We start from the raw sequence: 17944 nt of genomic DNA on the forward strand, positions 1-17944 counted from the left end.
TTATCTTTAGGAAAAGTTGGTGAATTAGTCTGAGATGACGTTTCAAGAAGGAAATTATGTCTGGTACCTTTAAGCGTCATTATTTATTTTTTTCAACAATGCTAGCTAGTAAAGGTGCACCCTATTTTCGTAGTCGCCTTCTTGATTTAGTTGTGGAAGAGTTTACAGCTGAAGTGGATACAATAGAATGTCCCTCCATTAACTTGATCGGAGTTCCCTCTTATTATGTCAAATGGAGTTAAAAAGCCTCCGTATAGTCTCTATATTTATGGGAATGCTTAATTCAGATACAATTCTCTACATTGTTCAAAGGCTATGGATTTATTAGATTTGAAGGAGTGTACCTTATGCAGGTGGAAAATAAAAACATTCAGCAACGCGATAAAGAGTGCGAAACTAAATTTTGCAAAAAACGAATGAATATCGAAATGAACAAAGAAGAAGAACGAAAAGAAATTTTAGAAATGTTAAAACGTTTATAAGATTAAACTCCTCTAAAAAGGATAATATAATTTAAAAGAGGAAAAAAGAAAATTTTATAATAAACCATAAAAGCGTACATAAAAAGCCTGATGGATATTCCATCAGGCCTTTTGCATGAATAAATTTCTTAGATTAAATTTTTATAAAATTTCACACGATCTTCCACTGGCTTAAATTCTTTTTCTCCTGGCTGAGCTGTTGGATTACCAAAAGGCATTTGAGCAATTAACTTCCAATTTGAAGGAATATTCCATTCCTTCTTTACTTCTTCGTCAATAAGTGGGTTATAGTGCTGTAGAGAAGCTCCTAGACCTTCTGATTCTAAAGCGGCCCAAACTACTAATTGATGCATACCAGATGCCTGATTGGACCAAACAGGAAAGTTGTCAGCATATGTACTGAATTGTTCTTGAAGAGATTTAATTATTGCTTCGTCTTCAAAAAATAGCACAGTTCCGTAGCCTGCCTTAAATGAGTCCATTTTTTGTTGAGTCGCAGAAAAATCTCCACCACCAACAACTTCTTTTAAAGTTTCAGTAGTAATATCCCATAATTTATCATGGGATTCCCCTGTCAATACAACAAGACGTGCAGTTTGGGAGTTAAAGGCAGAGGGCGTGTATTTTACTGCAAACTCTACGATTTCCTTAATACTCTCATCTGAAACTTGAACGTCTTTATTGATTCCATAATAAGTACGTCTTTCTTTTAAAGTAGAAAAAAAATCTTTTGTCATAGCATGATGCCTCCATTTAAACTTTTTTGAGAAGAGAATTTTTGGATAATAATCATTTAATTAAATATTTTGAGTCAATTTTAATATATCATCTTCCACAGTTTTTATGTGCTTAGATAGACTTATTATGTTGGATAAACAGTCTTATGGTCAGCAACTATCACTAATTTCTCACCTTGAAAATTTATGTCTGCATCAGAGGAGTAAAACCAGGTCTTCTCATTTTCCTTTACTTCAAATATGTTTACCTCATCTTTAAAATCTAAAACCTTTGAAGCAGTTTCTACATCAACAGATACGGATATTAGCCAACGATCGTCTTGTTGTTCAATAGTGTATCTATTCGTTTGGCACAGTAATCTGCTGCCAATTGAATGACGAATCATCAACATTAAAATTCACCCCCAGGTAAATCGATTAATAAAAAGTAACTATCTTGATGTCCCTGAATCGTTATTTCATGAATATCAGTGATTCGGGCAGCGTCTCTGGACTTTAAAAGAAAATCATTGTTTATTGAGATTTCCCCCTCTATAGTAAAGACGTAAATCTTCCGACCCGATTCCTGTTCAAAGTTCACAGTCTCCTTTCCATCCAATCTTGACAAATAAAGTGTCAAATCTTGATGGATTCCGGCTACCTGATCAGACGCTGTCTGCGAAATGACAGGCAGTAGCTGATTATGCAATTTATTTAGATCATATGAAATGTCTTCATATGAGGGCTCTAGCTTTTGCTCATTCGGAGAAAACCATAACTGTAAAAATTGTACTTCTTCCTCATTGGAAGCGTTGAATTCAGAATGAAGCACTCCAGTACCAGCGGTGATCCGCTGAATGCTACCATGGCTAAGAGTTCCAGAGTTTCCTAAGTTGTCTTCATGCTTAAGAGCCCCTTTTAAGATAATAGAGACTATTTCAGCTTCACGATGAGGATGAATTCCAAAACCATGTCCTGGCTGAACAGTATCATCGTTAAAAACGCGCAACGGACCAAATCTTATATTCGTTGGATCATAATATTCTCCAAAAGAAAAACCTAGTGAACTTTCCAACCAATCATTTTTTACTGTATAGCGTTTATCCGCAGGAAAAAGCTGAATCACATTCCTTCACTCCCTTATTTAATATCTCGATTTAATAAATTATTAATTAGTATATTTAGAAATAAATTATTCTTAATTAAGACTATTTTAACATTAAATAATTATTTTCTGCAAATAAGTTGCAGTTAATGATTAATAAAAAAGCCAATCACTCTCGATTAGCCTTTTAACTTTTTATTCGGTTACATTTTGCTTAGCTTTAAACTTATCGAATAGCTTTAATAAACCAACGAACCCTCTGATCGTAAATAAAGTAAAATTAACACTAGCAAACGTGTGGAACGGTGACCATTTATTCCATTTAAATAATCTGGTGTTCTTTTCCATAAACCATTGACCAATACTCATAGGAACACTAAAAATCAAGCTTTTTAATAAAATTTTACCGAAATGATCATTGTAAGATATTTTTACCCAGATAACACTTAAAATCGGGAAAAACAATATGTCATAAATAATATTTGTTTTAAAAATTTGGGGAAAAGGACGCACTGGATATTCCACTCTTTTTGTTCCTACAACATAAGCATCGACAAGAGTTGCAACTACCCCTTTCGAAAAAAGAATTAATAGATTCTCTCTCATTTTTGTTCCTTTAAATAAAAATGGCAAAGAAATAAAACATATAGCAGTTAGTAAATTTAACAGTTTCTTTTCCATAAAAAAACACCCTTCCTAAGAGTTAATAATTGATAATTGACATTATTACAATTACCCAATCAGGAAATATTATCCTTATATAAAGTTCTATAAATAAAAAAAGCCAATCAATCTCGATTAGCCTTTAAACGAATAATTTATTGATTTGATTTCTTAACCCTCTCTGCAACGGTTACTGTACGCTTTGCTTGGTGTTTTACAGCTGCTTGGACATCTTCAATCATTTTTCCATCTTGCCCAACGGTAACACTTGTTCCGTAAGGATTGCCTCCAGCACCGAATGTGACGGGTCTGTATAACCAGGAGCAGCAACAATAGCTCCCCAATAATTCTCAAAATTTTAGTGAGAGATTCATTTTGCACATTTGGTAATGATTACCTTGTTATTTTAATTTCCCGCACTCTCCTGGGACTGACAAGCCTCATTTCTAATTAGGCAGCATTTTGGGAAACTTTCTTTATTCTGCTGGTTTTAGTGGTCCGTAAAAATAGGAAGCCGTAGCTCCACCGTCAATAAGGAAATCTGCCCCTGTGATGAACGCTCCCTGCGGCCTCATCAGCAGTTCAGCCACATTGGCAACCTCATCAGCTGTTCCTGGTCGTCCGGCAGGGCAACGGGCAAACATATTCTTATAGAACTCTCCTCTTGGACCGTTGAACTCGTCTATAGCGAGTGGCGTTACGATAATTCCTGGAGAAATGGAATTGATACGAGCGTCTTTTTCTCCCCAGCGTATAGATTCAAACATAACCCGCTTTACATTGCACCGTTTTGCCATTTGATAAGCGTGCAACGTATCCTTGATATTTTCAGGCCGAAGGACTTCCAAACTAAGGAGTTCTTCAGTTGGTGTCGTTGCCAGCTGTTCATCAATTTCAACTCCCAATTGAGGCATTCTGTGTCCAGACTGACTGGATATTGTCACACCAACGCCTCCAGGAGCTATAACCTTTCCTACTTCCTCCAGCAATACTGCCGTTCCGTATAAATCCACCTTCAAAATGGTTTCAATAGGTGCCTGACTAGGTGATACGCCAGCTGCATTGATAAGAGCAGTGATTTCACCATACTTCTGACCTTCTGCAATCAGATTTAAAATTGATTCTCTGGAGGAAATGTCCGTTTCGACAGGGACCACATCAAATCCCGCTTCTTTCATAATTTTTGCAATAGCCTTGGCGTTATCAAGGTTCTTATCCCCCACAATAATTTTCTTACCAAAACCGATTCTTCTAGTTATCGCCATGCCAATCTGTCCAGCACCTGTCCAAAGTACAACTTCTTTCATTATATATCCTCCTTATTTTTATTCTAGGTTCAAGTTACTTTATAATGGTCTTACCGTTCCTGTGATGTTGGACGGATGATCATTTCATTAATTGCTACATCAGCTGGCTGTTCTATAGCAAAAGCAATGGCACGAGCAATCGCATCAGCATCAATCGCACCTTCATAGATTTTATCTATTCCTGGTTTGAGATCCATATCTGTAATTGAATTGGTTAATTCAGTCGTTACTGCTCCTGGTGAGATAATGGTGGAACGAATATTGTTCCCAGCCTCTTCTTTACGAAGACCTTCCGAAATCGCACGTACAGCATGCTTCGTTCCAGCATAAACAGTACTACCAACTCCTACAACATGTCCTGCTACAGAAGAAACGTTAATAATATGACCTGATTTTTGTTCCCTCATTGTGGGAAGAACGGCAGCGATACCATAAAGTACGCCTTTGATGTTTACATCGATCATCTTGTTCCAATCATCCACTTTTTTCTTATAAAGAAACGAATGTGGCATGACCCCTGCGTTGTTTACTAAAACATCTATTTTCCCAAACTCTTTAAGAGCTAACTCGGCAAGCTTTTCCATTTGTTCATGAGAAGTGACATCTGTTACCTTATAAATTGCTTGACCACCACTATTTTGAATCTCTTCTTGCAATTTCTTTAATCGATCTTCACGACGAGCAGCTAAAACCAACTTCGCACCTTTAGATGCAAGTTCTTTCGCAGTAGCCTCGCCGATCCCACTAGAAGCACCAGTAATGATTACAACCTTCGCTTGAATATTAGACATATTACATACCATCCTTTCAACAAAAAATAAATATAGTTTGTTTACCCTTTATGTTTAAAGTTGAATTAAGAGCATAGTCAAATTCGGGAGAGTGATAAGATTAAAGAGCTTATTTTACAATTTATTGTGCCGCTTTTTAATAAAACACGGGTTTATCCTCTTCCGTATTGGGTTTGCTAACACCCCAACTGCTACGAACACCCCATTCTGGCGATTCGGCTATTTTGACAACCAAAGCGGCAATACTTTTGCGAGAAACCTCGGTTCCCAATAGCGGTTCACCCTTTTCGGTTATTTCGTAATCCACTTCTTTTTTGTTCGTGAACCAAGTACATCTTAAAATCGTGTAATTAATATCTGATTCTTCTAGGATGTTGGCCGCTTTTCGCCAATATTCCATTCCTCTGCCAACCATGTACTTATTCCATTCCCCGAACTTCCCAGGTACTTCGTCATAAATCCCTAAAATATTAATAAAAATCCCCCTTTTAACACCCGTGGCATGCATTGCATCGATTATGTTTTGAGTTTTTTGAACAATATCTGAGCCACCAATGTTAGCATAGACAACATCTTGTCCATCCATTGCTACTTTCAACTTAGCAACATCGTTTACGTCACCTTCAATGACACGTTCCCGACCTAGATCAACGATTTTTAGTCTCCTTGAGTTACGTAGATAAAGTGTCAACTGAGTATCAGTTTCCTTTAGAAATAAATTAATAGCAATACGTGCAACTTGGCCATTTGCACCTAGGATTAAAACATTAGTCAACATAAACCCTCCTCCATTTATTTTTTTAAGTGGTAAAATTAGAAAATAATCAAAACTGCTTTTAGAAAAAAAGTAACGAATGGTCAGTCCTTTTTTGTTAAATTTAAATAATTAAATATTGATTCAGTAATGAACAACTGTTTATAATTATAAACAGAAATTGGATGCTTACAATTGTTAATTCAACTCAATATGACTAGTAATGAACAAATAAATTAAAATTGTTCAGTATCTTTTAAGAAAGTTTGGTGAACCTTAAAATGCCTAAAGTAGATAGAAGAATAGCCAAAAGCCAGGTAGCCATAAAAAATGCCTTGATTGAGTTAATGTCTGAAAAAAGTTTTGATGATATCACCATTCAGAACATATCCGATCACGCAAATGTTAGCAGAGGAACTATCTATCTTCATTACGTAGATAAATTCGATCTACTGGATAAGCTCATTGAAGAACATATTAACGAAATGGAAGAAATCTGTGAAGCAACCTCAGCTGCAGAGTATGCAGATGCGAATTTGCCCTGGTTTGAATACCTTGAAAATAATTATTTATTCTTTTCAACCATGTTAGCAAGCAAAGGTGCCCCTTCTTTTCGTAGGCAATTCCATGAGTTTCTCGTCGAAGAGTTCAAGGATGAAGTCAATATATCACAAGGAAAGAACCATGAGTTAAATGAAGATGTTCTTCTTCAATTTATTGTCACTTCATATGTTGGAATTGTTGAATGGTGGATCACCAATGGGATGCCTTATCCAGCTCAAGTCATGGCAGAGCAAGTAGGAATTTTATTAGAGAGAAATCTGTAATAATCTTTGAGTGATGATAAGCATCTAAACAAGCACAATAACTTTTCACTATTCTTTTTTTAGTGGAGGAGTACCAGTTTTTTATAAAAGAAAAACCTAAATCACAAATTAGGAGACTTGAAAAGCCTCTCTTATTTAGCGATTTAGGTTTTGTCTGAATGACCAGTAACAATCCATTTGGTTTTGCCTGTGTCGACTCAATATCTTGAACTTCTATATCTAATTATAAATAGAAACAAAATACATGCAATTGTCAAATAATCTTGATTCGTGCAATAATGTACAAATCCCTTAAAGTTGTTAATTATCTTTCAACTAAGCTAATTTTGATTAGAAATGTGTTTCGTCAATATCAAGTTTAGATAAAGCTAGATTTAGGCTATCTAATTCTTCTTTTGTTAATTCTATATTCGCTCCACCTAAATTTTCTTCTAATCTGTTTAATTTTGTAGTACCTGGGATTGGAATAATAAATGGTTTTTGAGCTAATTCCCATGCTAATACAACTTGAGCAGATGTTGCATTTTTGCTTTCAGCAACTTCTGCAATTAAATTTAATAACGCTTGGTTATGGTCAATGACTTCAGGTTTGAATCTACCCATGAAGCTTCTAAAGTCGCCTTCTTCATACCTTGTATCTTTTGTATATTTTCCGCTTAGGAAGCCATTTCCTAATGGACTGTACGCAACAAAAGAAATCCCTAACTCTTCACATAGATCAAATAATTGTTTTTCAGGTTCACGCCACATCATGGAATATTGATTTTCAATGGCAGCAATCGGACATACCGCATGTGCACGTTTCATATAATCAATTGGTGCATTCGATAATCCCCATGCTTTAATTTTTCCTTCATCCATTAATTCTTTCATTGTTTCTGCAACAACTTCTGGTTCTACATTCGGATCAATACGATGTTGGTAAAACAAATCAATGCTATCTACTTTCAATCTTTTTAAGGAACCTTCTACTTGTTCTCTAATGGATTCTGGTGTGCTATTTAAAATGTGTTGAAGACGGTCGTTTACAATTTCTGTTCCAATAATTCCAAATTTAGTCGCTATCACAACTTGATCTCTTATTGATGCAAGTGCTTCGCCCAATAATTCTTCATTGGATTCTCCATAAACCACTGCAGTATCAAAGAAGTTGCAACCCAGTTCAACAGCTCTACGAATTAACGTGATCATTTCATCACGGTCAGCTGGCTTTCCATAAGCATGGTCCATTCCCATGCAGCCTAAACCAATCGCAGATACATTTAAACCACTGTTCCCTAATGCTCTCATTTTCATTTGTCTCAACTCCTAAAGAAGTATATCCTGCATGTATCCTACTCTAGTTCTCACTAACAAAAAAGGAAGCAATACTAGCTCCCTTTTCGCTTCAGTCTTTATTGTTTATCTGACTAGTCCTGTTATCATTTCAACCGTTTCAGGAGCGTAATGTGAGAAGAATAAACTTTGTTCTTGATCTAGTTTCGCAATTTTATCCATGTCTTCGTTTGATAAAGCAAAATCAAAGACATCAAAATTTTGAACCATTCGTTCTTTTGTTACCGTTTTAGGGATGACAACAACATTCCGTTGAAGAAGATAACGTAGTCCCACTTGAGCAACGGTTTTACCATATTGCTCTCCAATCTCCTTTAGAGTTTCATTGGTAAAGAAATCATTTCTTCCTTCTGCAAAAGGCCCCCAAGACTCAATTTGAGTCCCGTATTTTTCCATTATTTTTTGGGCTTGTTTTTGTTGATTAAATACATGTGTCTCGACCTGGTTCACCATTGGAGGGATTTCACTAAACTTAGCAATATCAATGAAACGGTCAGGGTAGAAATTACTTACACCAATTGCTTTGATTTTTCCTGCCTTATAATATTCTTCCATAGCACGATAAGTACCATAGTAATCATTAAATGGTTGATGAATTAATAGTAAATCAATGTAGTCTGTTTGCAGCTTTCGTAAAGACTCTTCTATTGATGCTTTAGCTTTCTCGTAGCCAGCATTAGAAATCCAAACTTTGGTTGTAATGAAGAATTCCGTGCGGGGTATACCACTTTTACGAACCGCATTCCCTACAGCTTCTTCATTCCCATAAGCTTGAGCCGTATCGATCGAACGATACCCCACTTCAATTGCTGCACTGACGACACGTTCACATTCTTCAAGCTCAGGAATTTGATACACTCCAAAACCTAAAATTGGCATCTTAATTCCATTAGATAAAGTAACAGTTTCCACGTAAATTCCTCCTTACGAATATACCCTTTGATGCATTAGGTAACATATGTGTATAATTTAAATCCATAACTGAGATGTTACAATGGTTAAATGAGTATGATTTGTTGATTAATTCACAAATCCAATAAAATCGTGTAATAAATTGTTTATATCTAATTACTTGTTGCTATGGCATTTACTGGGCACCAATCGACTCCACGTTTCTTAAAATGCATTTCCATTTTCATACCCCAAGTGGTTCTAAAACCATAAATTCTAGCGTCAAGTTTGGTATCACAAATAAGAGCGGCCGTATTACCTTCTATTGTAATAGTTGTTTTTTGCGGCATGGTTTTGTAATATTTCATTTGTTCATTATCTATTTGTTGTAGCCATTCTCGCTTAGGTTGATGATAGCCAGTCATGTGTACTAATACATAATTGTCATCAAGGATGTTATCTAAGCTTTGAATGTCCTTATTAACCATTGCATGATCAATCTGTTGATAAACAGCCAGGATTTTTTGTTTATCTTCGCTCATATCTGTACGTTCAACCTCCTCTTAAGAATTCCCGAAGCGTTATTTTTACTAACAAAATTCTTAAATTTAATTGGAATTAATTCCTATTAAAACAACGGTAAATCATACATTTACCGCTGTTTTTTATTATATATTGATTATGCTAACCCTACTTATTCAGGTTTATTTACACCCAAGCTGCTACGAACTTCCAATCCAGGCGTTACAGCCAATTTTACAATCAAGTCAGCCATACTTTTTCGTGATACATCATGCCCTTTAAATGGCTCGCCTTTTTGAGTTGTCTCATAGTCAATTTCATCTATATGGGTAAACCATCCTGGTCTCAAAATCGTATAGTCAAGGTCTGAGGCTTCAATAACCGCCGCTGATTTTCGATATGGATTTAAGATGCTACCATGACTTTCGCCTGGGACTTCATTATATATGCCCATTGAACTAACCCAAATGAGACGTTTAACACCTGTAGCGTCCATTGCATCCACAATTGTTTTTGCCATTTGTTCCAGATTACCTGCAAGATTGGCGTAGACAACATCCTGTCCAATCATCGCCTCTTTTAGTTTTTCAAGGTCCAAAACATCGCCTTCAATTACTCGGACATAATTTGTATCAATGTTTCTTAGTCTTCGGGAGTTACGTAAATAAAGCGCCAACTGTGTATCAGTTTCTTTAAGGAACATATCAATAGCCACACGAGCAAGTGAACCGTTTGCTCCAATGATTAACACATTCGTCATATTTAAACTTCCTTTCATTATATTATTTGGGAACCCCCAAGCAATCGATACAGTTTCCTTTAGGATTCCCTTTTTGAACCAGTTTCTGTTTTAGGTAGATTCCGAATAAAAACAAATTAGCTTTGTAATGTTCGTTTGTCATTAATGGAAAAGTGAGAAATACGGGTTTTGATTAACCAAGTTCCGTTTTGACGCACATACTCATCGTCATATCGGATACTGCTATCGGTGATGACTTCTTTCCCATCTTCTTCGCTCACTAATTTAACTTGGCAGTAGGCAATACCTGTGGCAGTATTGCCATCAATTTTGACAGCTTGTTGTCCGTTCATATGAAATGAACGTTTAACATTAGCTGTGAAACTTGTGAATACCTCTTCCAGTTGTTTCGTTCCTGAAATATCAAACAATAAATTATCGCCCATGTACACTTGAACTTTGGTATCAGGTGTAAATAAAGGCATTTGACCTGGAATGTTTTTTTCATCGGCCAAATTTGAGAATGTATCAACTAATTCTTTTAATTCTGATTTTGCTTGTAATATTTCTAATGACATAGAATTTCCTCCTTATTTTTAACTTTTTTGTTCCTGTGATTTATAGCGAGTTAAGAACAGAAGATTGTTTCTTATTCCTCTATCTTGATGCCATAAATAATTCGCATTGATGAATTATGTGACATCTGTATATAATTATAAACAGAAACAGAATGCCTACAATTGTCAATTAATCTTGATTCGTGAAATAATGCACAAATCGATCAAAATTGTTCATAATCTTTTAGAAAGTTTGGTGACTACATAATGTCTAAGGTGGATAGGAGAATACTTAAATCTCAAGAAGCGATAAAAAAAGCTGTTATTGAACTGATGTCTGAAAAAAATTTTGATCAGATTACCATACAAGAAATTTCCGACAGAGCAAATGTCAGTCGAAGAACCATCTACCTTCATTACCTGGATAAATTTGATTTGCTGGATAAACTTATTGAAGAACATATCAACGAACTAAAGGATTTGGCCGAATCCGCATCTGATATGGATTTTATCGATGGGAATCTGATCTGGTTTGAATACTTTGAAAATCATTATTTATTTTTTTCAACAATGTTAGCCAGTAAAGGGGCCCCTTCTTTTCGTAGGCAGTTCCTTGAGTTTGTTATCGAAGGGCTAAAAGGAGAAGTAAATGTAATAGAAGGAAAAAATCACGGTATAAATGAAGAGATCGTTCTTCGATTTATTGCAGGTGCTTATGTGGAATTAGTGGAATGGTGGTTTATGAATGGAATGCCTTATACGCATCAAATGATGGCGGAACAAGTGGGTATTTTGATTGAGAGGATTGTATAGTTAAAAAACCCAAACATAATAAACCCTGATTTCCTGCTTTATTTAGGGAATCAGGGTCTTGCTTTTTACAAAGCTATTACTAAAATATTATTACTTAGAACTTAAACCACCAACCACAGGATGTTAAACATAAGACTCTTCCAAATACCCAACTTCTTCAGTCATGTTTGTTCATCTGGATTCATACCTTCCCGTTAAAAATTACTGACTACACGGACCGAGCGTGTCCTGCCTGTTCTTGAATTTCCTCTTGGGGTTTGGTTCTCCATAAAATAAAGAATGAAAATATCACGATGGCCAGACACACCCAAAAAACATGGCGGAACCCTATAAACTGAGAAATAATACCGCCACCCATATTTCCCACTAACCTTCCGATGGTGGAGCCGTTAGAATAGATCGTTGTGGTCAAGCCTGGTGAATGTGGCAACAGATCCGTAAAATAGCTTAATCCATTTCCCATAACAATCGCCACAAATGTTGCCTGCAAAAGCTGAGCAACGGTCAGTTCCCAGGGATGGCCTGAAACGCTCAAGATGATGTAATAGATAACGGCAATCAAGCAGCTGCTCATCATAAGGACATGGTTTGATAATTTTTTGCCCAGGGCACCCAGCACATTTTCGGTCCAGCCCGCTATCCGAACGTTTTGCAATCAGGGAGTTTACAACCACACCACTTAATGAACTCACCGCCATGAAAACACCAAAAGCTCCCGTACTCATTCCTAAATCTTCAGTAGCATACAAGGATAAATACGGCTGGGTAATCGAAATTCCGATACCGACTAGCAACAAACTAATGACAAATAACCTATATCCTTTAATTGCAAACAGGTTTTTTAAACGTGTAAACAATATTGCATCCATCCTTACTTCCTATATATAAGGCAGTTATATCCTTACTAATAATTGAATCTATTTGTTTTATTGCTGCAACCCGAGGTGAATGTATAGCTAAAAAAACAGAAATCAGAAACCAGAAACCATAAAAAACCCTAATCTCCTGCTTTATTTAGGAAAATAGGGTTTTGTTTTAAAAAAGCTATTGCTGAAACATTATTGCTTAGAACCTAAAGCACCAACCACAGGATGTGGAACATAAGGCTCTTCCAAGTACGCAACTTCTTCAGTGGTTAACTTAACCGATAGAGCACCCACGGAATCTTCAAGGTGAGAAATTTTTGTAGCACCAATAATAGGAGCTGTGACTGGTTCTTTCTGCAGTAACCAGGCAAGTGCAATTTGTGCTCTAAGTACACCATGTTTTTCCGCCAATTCCCCAACTCTCTCTACAACAAGACGGTCGTTATTTTCAGTGGCACCGTATTTAGATTTTTGAGTTGCATCCGTTTCAGAACGGAGAGTGTCTTCTGACCAATCACGGGTAAGCCTACCTGACGCAAGTGGACTATATGGGATCACGCCGATTTTTTCTTCCTTACATAACGGCAGCATCTCCCGTTCCTCCTCACGGTAAATGAGGTTAAGGTGATTTTGCATTGAAACAAATCTGGTCCAACCATTTTTCTCAGCCACATGGTTCGCCTTCAAAAACTGCCATGCGTACATAGCAGAAGCACCGATGTATCTTACTTTGCCAGCCTTCACTAGGTCATGGAGAGCTTCCATCGTTTCTTCGATTGGTGTGTTGTAATCCCAGCGATGAATTTGGTATAGATCCACATAATCAGTACCAAGACGTTTCAGACTCTTATCAATTTCTCTCATAATATGTTTTCGGGATAATCCTATACTGTTCGGGCCTTTGCTATTTAAGTCTTTGCCCAATGGAAAATAAACCTTAGTTGCAATGACAATTTCATCTCGATTGGCAAAATCTTTAAGGGCACGTCCGAGAAATTCTTCACTCGTTCCATCCGAGTAAGTGTTCGCAGTATCAAAAAAATTGATACCTAACTCAAGAGCTTTTTTAATAACTGTACGACAGCTTTCTTCATCAATTACCCACGGATGCATCCAACGTTCCTTTTCTCCAAAACCCATACAGCCAAGGCAAAGACTAGATACATCTAATCCTGTATTTCCAAGTTTCGTATATTTCATTTACATTCCCCACTTTGCAAATATTTTTAATCTTCATTTATAAGTATAAAAATATTTGCGAGACTTACAATTGTTAAATAGTTATTATTTGTTAATTAATGAACAGATGCAATAAAATTGTTTAATAACTTTAATCATATCCTCCTCCTTTATCTCCCCTCTTTATAAATAAAGATGTACATACTAGGCAACTTGTCCATTCCATAACACATATTTAGAATAAACTACTAAAAAGATATTGGATTAAATCTTTCTGCGCTTGGCTGCATTACTTTTTAAAAAAGACCTAAATGTTAAAAGGGGTTTTCGAAATGAAAAAAAGTTCATCAAATACCTTTGATTATATAGTGGTTGGAACTGGTCCTGCGGGTGCCGTTTTAGCAAAAACACTCACAGATGATAAAAAAACTTCAGTCCTTGTTCTAGAGGCAGGAGAAAATAATGATAAGGATAAGCCAATTAGTGATTCTAGATATGCTCCTGAACTTGAGGAACAATTTTTCGCAAAATATTTCTGGCAAGGAGAAGGTGTAACTCAACCAGGAGTAGATAACAGAAGCTTTGAATGGACAACAGGTCGGCTTTCTGGTGGTGGATCTTCGATAAACGGAGAACAATATGTTAGACCCACACCCTCTGTATTAAGAGATTGGGAAATGCTTTTAGGTCCACTTTGGTCACCTGAACAAGCAATACAAACCTTTAAACAGTTAGAAAATTTTCACGGAAAAACAAAGAGCCCAGAAATTCACGGTTATAACGGGCGTTTGAATATCAGGCAAGCCCCACAAAATCCTCCTAAGATGACAAAAAAACTAGTTTCCGCCATGGAACAGGCAACAGGATTTAATAAGATACTTGATTATAATGACCCTCTAACCCCTATTGGCCCTTTTACTAGATGGCAGCTATTTCAAAAAAACAATGGAAAACGTGAGAGCTCATCGACTGCCTTTTTGTCATCAGACATTATGACGCCTGACGGTTTTGGTGTGAATGGGCGTAAATTACAAGTTTTATATAAGACAACTGCACTTCGTATATTATTTGATCGAAGAACTGCCATTGGTATGGAATTTCTAATGGAAGGAAAAAAAATACGAGCATTTGCTCGAAAAAAAGTGATAATCTCAGCGGGGATAAACAGTGCCCAACTTTTAATGTTATCTGGGATTGGGCCTGCGAATGACCTTACGAATGTGGGTATTCCAGTTATTTTTGATAATCCGAACGTAGGAGAATTTTTAACTAATCACACGTTAAATACTGCAACCTTTACGGTTAACAAAAGAGACATTACTGAGCTGCAAAACGATCCCTTCTCCCTTTATACGGGTGGTGCCTTTTTACCTAATCCACTCAGTGGAAATACTAATCGCCGTGGTGTGCAATTAGTAGGAATATTTTCAGAAGAAAATTTAACTATTGCTATTCTATTCTTACAACCTAGAAGTCGTGGAAGAATTGAGATTCAGAGTAATGATCCTTTAAAAATTGTACTAGCAGATGAAGGTTTTCTCGATAACGAGTATGACTTGGAGGCAATAAAAACAATATATAAAACCTATATTAAAGCTATTGCGGAGAGACTTTCCAGTATAGATCCGAATTACAAGCTGATTAATCCAACCCCAGAAATAATTGAAAAAGAGGATGAACTTGAAGAGTTTATTAAAGAGAATTTCGGTCATAACCACCATCAACAGAGTTCATTACGAATGGCTCCCCTTCATCAAGGCGGGGTAGTAGATCGTTTTGGAAATGTACACGGAGTGGACAATTTAATAGTTGCCGATGCCTCTATAATTCCATTTACAGTGGATGGAAACACGTCAGCAGCGGCGTACCTAATTGGATATACCATAGCCCAGCAGCTTATTCAATAAAAAATGATTCAAGGATAATTTAAGCGAAAGAAGTTGGTTTGTTATAATTAATAAAGCCATTTATGATATATTCCTATCATAAATGGCTTTATTAATTAGAGAAAGGAAATTGAAGATACGTTATCTGATTCTTATTTTTTATTCTCTTTATTGTTCTAAAAAAAGAAGCCAGTTGTGATTACTTTAAGAAGTATCACAACTGGCATTCTCTTTAGAATAGTCCTGCTTCTCTTGCGGCAGAAATACTATTTCTAGCAAACTCTTCCGCAGACATGCCGACATTCTCCCAATGGATATACATTAAACGTGGATTTTCAAACAGCCAATGGTTATGAAAGGCCGTTACAATAAGGCCTCTTTTCCGTAATGCTGCAATAAAACGATTTAATTCTTTTTGGAGAACGACCGATTCACCAAGATTTAGACCATTATTTTCAAAGGATAACATAAACGGAAGTGCTAGCGGTGAACGTGTGCGGCGACCTAAAATAGTAGCATTAATATCGCGAAGGCGCATTACAGTACACACTGGTGCTGCTGCAATAACTTCGCCGCCGATAATATCTGCCAGTCGTTGGCATTTTGAAGCAGTAATCTCCCTTACCTCACCACGGTCAGTACTTCTCATTCGTTCGCTTGACTCATGCCCTGTAAAGTTTGAACTAGATTCAATTTCGAAATTCATCTCATTACTACCGTTTCTGTAAGAATGATGCCCTCTGGAGCTGGATTCAAATTCTACTTCCCTTTGATCTCTCCCGAAAGAGCCTGTATCGGTATCACGATTAACATATCTAAACCAATTTTCAAAAACGTCTCGTCTTGCCATTAAAATCACCTCCTTCTCTTAGAACTAAATAACCATAATTTTAGAAAAGACCTGCTTCTTTTGCAGCTTCAAAACTATTTCTTGCAAACTCAAACGGGTCCCCAACGTTCTCCCAGTGCATATACATTAACCGTGGTTTTTCAAAAAGCCAGTGGTTATGGAAAGCAGTTACGATAAGGCCTCTTCTTTGTAATGCAGACATCAGAGCATTAGCTTCTTTTTGAAGGAGTACAGTTTCCCCAAGGTTAAGAGTTCTTCCTCTTACATTGTCTTCAAAGGAAAGAGCAAATGGAAGGGCTAATGGAGATTCTGTGCGGCGGCCTAAAATCGTAGCATTAATATTTCGCAGGCGCTGAACGACGCATGCTGGGGTTGATGCGATGACCACACCGCCGATAATATCGGCTAATTGTTGGCATGTTGAAGTGTTGACTCCTCCAACAGAATTACGGCTACTATTTCTACTTGCAGGATGCCATACACGACTTGATCCCATTTCATGATGAAAATCATTTGTTCCCAATTTAATCACCCCCTTGTCCACTGATTACTAAACATTTTATTCAGGGATATTGGACAAGCATAGACAATTGACTCAGGGCAAATAACTTTTTTTTATTAATTTTTTGTTATGTACTTAGATTGATTTTGTCAATATGGCGGCTATTTTTATGATGCTAATGAGGCAGGTCGGTTGAAGAAGAAAAGCCTAATTTCGGCTGAAATAAGGCTTTTTCTTAAATTATGCAGTTATCTAGGTTATCTGGTACCACCCGTAAGATGTGCGTCAAACATATCAATAATTTCTAGGAACCTATCAGCTTCTCGAAAAACATGGTCTGCTAATAGAGGATGAATAATGCTCTTTATTTTACATTGCTCAATTAAATCGCGTGCTGTTCGCTTGAAGTCCCTAAGAGATACTACCGACACGCGATTTTGATCAAGGAATTGATCTAAAAGAGGAACTGTTTGAGATTGTGGCTTCATAGATTCTAAGTCTCTTGCTTGATAAAGTAATTGATCAAAGTCATTACTGAAATTCCGTGCTAAATCAACTAATTTTCTTTCTGATGGATCAAGGAGATGACCAATAAATTTGGCATGGTCTGCCATAATCCTTAAGAAGAAGACATTTTCTTTAATAATGGCATCTGGAAGCGGTTGTAACTTCCCTTCATTTAATTCAATTAATCGTTTTCTAAAATAATTAGCTTCCCTGCTTATATGGTCAACTAATAGTGGGAAATTATTGGCCCCAGGCAATTTGCATGTGAGAATTAGTCCTAAGACTTTCCGTTTATATAGGAAAATATTAGTTGCAGCTTGTTGTACTTCTGAATTAAATCTTCTTATTTGTTCGGGGTCTGTTTGATTATTAAAGGAATGCGCAGTTTGCTCGATTTGTTCAAATAAGCGATAAAATTGATTAGCCTCTTGTATGAGTTGAGTATCTTCTGCTCTAAAACCCAATCGAAGGAATAAAGAATGTTCTTTCATGATCCTAGCCCAAAAACGAATTTCATTTATAGAGCGCTCAACAAACAATCCAGATGTAACACCGGTATCAGCATGCAAAGGTGTATGATCCCCGTTCATTATATAACCTCCTAAAAATACTCCCTCTGTTCTATTCATATTTACATAGTGTATTGAATATG

21 protein-coding genes and 2 pseudogenes are annotated in these 17944 nt (G+C 36.5%); 5 read left to right on the top strand and 18 right to left on the bottom strand.

Annotation, left to right across the window (positions count from 1 at the left end; all coding sequences use genetic code 11):
• Positions 1 to 68: 68 nt before the first annotated feature.
• A pseudogene (locus tag J7E81_RS31370) lies at positions 69 to 179 on the top strand (TetR/AcrR family transcriptional regulator); the annotation flags it as partial.
• A gap of 168 nt (positions 180 to 347) precedes the next feature.
• On the top strand, positions 348 to 482 hold the full coding sequence (locus tag J7E81_RS30910) for a hypothetical protein (RefSeq protein WP_285292011.1): 135 nt from the start codon (positions 348 to 350) through the stop codon (positions 480 to 482).
• Between the two features lie 128 nt (positions 483 to 610).
• Here J7E81_RS30910 and J7E81_RS12315 read toward each other — a convergent pair whose 3' ends face one another.
• From J7E81_RS12315 to J7E81_RS12350, 8 genes and pseudogenes are all read right to left on the bottom strand, one after another.
• Positions 611 to 1219 carry a nitroreductase family protein gene (locus J7E81_RS12315; protein WP_215042490.1) on the bottom strand — a complete coding sequence of 203 codons (609 nt, stop codon included), beginning with the start codon at positions 1217 to 1219 and terminating at the stop codon, positions 611 to 613.
• A 125-nt stretch (positions 1220 to 1344) separates the two neighbouring features.
• Entirely contained in the window at positions 1345 to 1611 is a 267-nt protein-coding gene (locus J7E81_RS12320) for a hypothetical protein (RefSeq protein WP_215042491.1), read from the bottom strand.
• Positions 1611 to 2324: a pirin family protein gene (locus tag J7E81_RS12325; protein WP_215042492.1), complete on the bottom strand. Its 714-nt coding sequence runs from the start codon at positions 2322 to 2324 to the stop codon at positions 1611 to 1613. The genes J7E81_RS12320 and J7E81_RS12325 overlap by 1 nt, the downstream gene beginning before the upstream one ends.
• A gap of 174 nt (positions 2325 to 2498) precedes the next feature.
• Positions 2499 to 2984, bottom strand: a complete 486-nt coding sequence (locus J7E81_RS12330; RefSeq protein WP_215042493.1) for a CBO0543 family protein — start codon at positions 2982 to 2984, stop codon at positions 2499 to 2501.
• A gap of 137 nt (positions 2985 to 3121) precedes the next feature.
• Positions 3122 to 3312: pseudogene (locus tag J7E81_RS12335) on the bottom strand (NAD(P)H:quinone oxidoreductase, type IV); the annotation flags it as partial.
• Positions 3313 to 3442: 130 nt separating this feature from the next.
• Entirely contained in the window at positions 3443 to 4273 is an 831-nt protein-coding gene (locus J7E81_RS12340; RefSeq protein WP_215042494.1) for an SDR family oxidoreductase, read from the bottom strand.
• A gap of 50 nt (positions 4274 to 4323) precedes the next feature.
• Positions 4324 to 5064 carry an SDR family oxidoreductase gene (locus J7E81_RS12345; protein ID WP_215042495.1) on the bottom strand — a complete coding sequence of 247 codons (741 nt, stop codon included), beginning with the start codon at positions 5062 to 5064 and terminating at the stop codon, positions 4324 to 4326.
• Positions 5065 to 5200: 136 nt separating this feature from the next.
• A complete protein-coding gene (locus J7E81_RS12350) occupies positions 5201 to 5842 on the bottom strand; it encodes an SDR family oxidoreductase (protein ID WP_251028609.1) in 642 nt (213 codons plus the stop codon).
• Positions 5843 to 6099: 257 nt separating this feature from the next.
• Here J7E81_RS12350 and J7E81_RS12355 point away from each other — a divergent pair, with 257 nt between their 5' ends.
• Entirely contained in the window at positions 6100 to 6645 is a 546-nt protein-coding gene (locus J7E81_RS12355) for a TetR/AcrR family transcriptional regulator (protein WP_215042496.1), read from the top strand.
• A gap of 330 nt (positions 6646 to 6975) precedes the next feature.
• Here J7E81_RS12355 and J7E81_RS12360 read toward each other — a convergent pair whose 3' ends face one another.
• The 5 genes from J7E81_RS12360 to J7E81_RS12380 all read right to left on the bottom strand — a co-directional run bounded on the left by J7E81_RS12360 (position 6976) and on the right by J7E81_RS12380 (position 10710).
• Complete coding sequence (locus tag J7E81_RS12360) at positions 6976 to 7941, bottom strand: aldo/keto reductase (RefSeq protein ID WP_215042497.1); 966 nt, start codon at positions 7939 to 7941, stop codon at positions 6976 to 6978.
• 105 nt (positions 7942 to 8046) lie between these two features.
• The gene (locus tag J7E81_RS12365) at positions 8047 to 8892 is read right to left on the bottom strand and encodes an aldo/keto reductase (protein WP_215042498.1); all 846 of its coding nucleotides are present in this window, start codon (positions 8890 to 8892) and stop codon (positions 8047 to 8049) included.
• A gap of 152 nt (positions 8893 to 9044) precedes the next feature.
• Positions 9045 to 9413: a nuclear transport factor 2 family protein gene (locus J7E81_RS12370; RefSeq protein WP_215042499.1), complete on the bottom strand. Its 369-nt coding sequence runs from the start codon at positions 9411 to 9413 to the stop codon at positions 9045 to 9047.
• A gap of 152 nt (positions 9414 to 9565) precedes the next feature.
• Positions 9566 to 10153 (bottom strand): NAD(P)H-binding protein, encoded by a 588-nt coding sequence (locus J7E81_RS12375; RefSeq protein ID WP_215042500.1) that lies wholly within the window; start codon positions 10151 to 10153, stop codon positions 9566 to 9568.
• Between the two features lie 116 nt (positions 10154 to 10269).
• Positions 10270 to 10710, bottom strand: coding sequence for a nuclear transport factor 2 family protein (locus tag J7E81_RS12380; protein WP_215042501.1), 441 nt, complete (start codon positions 10708 to 10710; stop codon positions 10270 to 10272).
• A gap of 246 nt (positions 10711 to 10956) precedes the next feature.
• Between J7E81_RS12380 and J7E81_RS12385 the strand changes: the two genes are divergently transcribed.
• Entirely contained in the window at positions 10957 to 11502 is a 546-nt protein-coding gene (locus J7E81_RS12385; protein WP_215042502.1) for a TetR/AcrR family transcriptional regulator, read from the top strand.
• 208 nt (positions 11503 to 11710) lie between these two features.
• Here the strand turns inward: J7E81_RS12385 and J7E81_RS30560 are convergent, their stop codons facing one another.
• Complete coding sequence (locus J7E81_RS30560) at positions 11711 to 12121, bottom strand: MFS transporter (RefSeq protein WP_308162206.1); 411 nt, start codon at positions 12119 to 12121, stop codon at positions 11711 to 11713.
• A 439-nt stretch (positions 12122 to 12560) separates the two neighbouring features.
• Positions 12561 to 13568 carry an aldo/keto reductase gene (locus J7E81_RS12395; RefSeq protein ID WP_215042503.1) on the bottom strand — a complete coding sequence of 336 codons (1008 nt, stop codon included), beginning with the start codon at positions 13566 to 13568 and terminating at the stop codon, positions 12561 to 12563.
• 311 nt (positions 13569 to 13879) lie between these two features.
• Between J7E81_RS12395 and J7E81_RS12400 the strand changes: the two genes are divergently transcribed.
• Entirely contained in the window at positions 13880 to 15454 is a 1575-nt protein-coding gene (locus J7E81_RS12400; protein ID WP_215042504.1) for a GMC family oxidoreductase, read from the top strand.
• 211 nt (positions 15455 to 15665) lie between these two features.
• On the opposite strand, the gene J7E81_RS12405 is transcribed toward J7E81_RS12400, so the two are convergent.
• From J7E81_RS12405 to J7E81_RS12415, 3 genes are all read right to left on the bottom strand, one after another.
• On the bottom strand, positions 15666 to 16283 hold the full coding sequence (locus J7E81_RS12405) for a DUF1259 domain-containing protein (RefSeq protein WP_251028610.1): 618 nt from the start codon (positions 16281 to 16283) through the stop codon (positions 15666 to 15668).
• Between the two features lie 40 nt (positions 16284 to 16323).
• A complete protein-coding gene (locus tag J7E81_RS12410; RefSeq protein WP_235739303.1) occupies positions 16324 to 16806 on the bottom strand; it encodes a DUF1259 domain-containing protein in 483 nt (160 codons plus the stop codon).
• 236 nt (positions 16807 to 17042) lie between these two features.
• Positions 17043 to 17882, bottom strand: a complete 840-nt coding sequence (locus J7E81_RS12415) for a DUF2935 domain-containing protein (RefSeq protein ID WP_215042505.1) — start codon at positions 17880 to 17882, stop codon at positions 17043 to 17045.
• Positions 17883 to 17944 lie beyond the last annotated feature (62 nt).

The organism is Bacillus sp. ISL-18, assembly GCF_018613415.1.
Lineage (GTDB): Bacteria > Bacillota > Bacilli > Bacillales > Cytobacillaceae > Neobacillus.

Bases quoted from the DNA above. Each gene is read 5' to 3' on its own strand.
- J7E81_RS12360 (WP_215042497.1), bottom strand. From the start codon at position 7,941: ATGAAAATGAGAGCATTAGGGAACAGTGGTTTAAATGTATCTGCGATT.
- J7E81_RS12330 (WP_215042493.1), bottom strand. From the start codon at position 2,984: ATGGAAAAGAAACTGTTAAATTTACTAACTGCTATATGTTTTATTTCT.
- J7E81_RS12355 (WP_215042496.1), top strand. From the start codon at position 6,100: ATGCCTAAAGTAGATAGAAGAATAGCCAAAAGCCAGGTAGCCATAAAA.
- J7E81_RS12380 (WP_215042501.1), bottom strand. From the start codon at position 10,710: ATGTCATTAGAAATATTACAAGCAAAATCAGAATTAAAAGAATTAGTT.
- J7E81_RS12340 (WP_215042494.1), bottom strand. From the start codon at position 4,273: ATGAAAGAAGTTGTACTTTGGACAGGTGCTGGACAGATTGGCATGGCG.
- J7E81_RS12395 (WP_215042503.1), bottom strand. From the start codon at position 13,568: ATGAAATATACGAAACTTGGAAATACAGGATTAGATGTATCTAGTCTT.
- J7E81_RS12315 (WP_215042490.1), bottom strand. From the start codon at position 1,219: ATGACAAAAGATTTTTTTTCTACTTTAAAAGAAAGACGTACTTATTAT.
- J7E81_RS12385 (WP_215042502.1), top strand. From the start codon at position 10,957: ATGTCTAAGGTGGATAGGAGAATACTTAAATCTCAAGAAGCGATAAAA.
- J7E81_RS12320 (WP_215042491.1), bottom strand. From the start codon at position 1,611: ATGTTGATGATTCGTCATTCAATTGGCAGCAGATTACTGTGCCAAACG.
- J7E81_RS30910 (WP_285292011.1), top strand. From the start codon at position 348: ATGCAGGTGGAAAATAAAAACATTCAGCAACGCGATAAAGAGTGCGAA.
- J7E81_RS12415 (WP_215042505.1), bottom strand. From the start codon at position 17,882: ATGAACGGGGATCATACACCTTTGCATGCTGATACCGGTGTTACATCT.
- J7E81_RS12400 (WP_215042504.1), top strand. From the start codon at position 13,880: ATGAAAAAAAGTTCATCAAATACCTTTGATTATATAGTGGTTGGAACT.
- J7E81_RS12370 (WP_215042499.1), bottom strand. From the start codon at position 9,413: ATGAGCGAAGATAAACAAAAAATCCTGGCTGTTTATCAACAGATTGAT.
- J7E81_RS12345 (WP_215042495.1), bottom strand. From the start codon at position 5,064: ATGTCTAATATTCAAGCGAAGGTTGTAATCATTACTGGTGCTTCTAGT.
- J7E81_RS12350 (WP_251028609.1), bottom strand. From the start codon at position 5,842: ATGTTGACTAATGTTTTAATCCTAGGTGCAAATGGCCAAGTTGCACGT.
- J7E81_RS12405 (WP_251028610.1), bottom strand. From the start codon at position 16,283: ATGGCAAGACGAGACGTTTTTGAAAATTGGTTTAGATATGTTAATCGT.
- J7E81_RS12375 (WP_215042500.1), bottom strand. From the start codon at position 10,153: ATGACGAATGTGTTAATCATTGGAGCAAACGGTTCACTTGCTCGTGTG.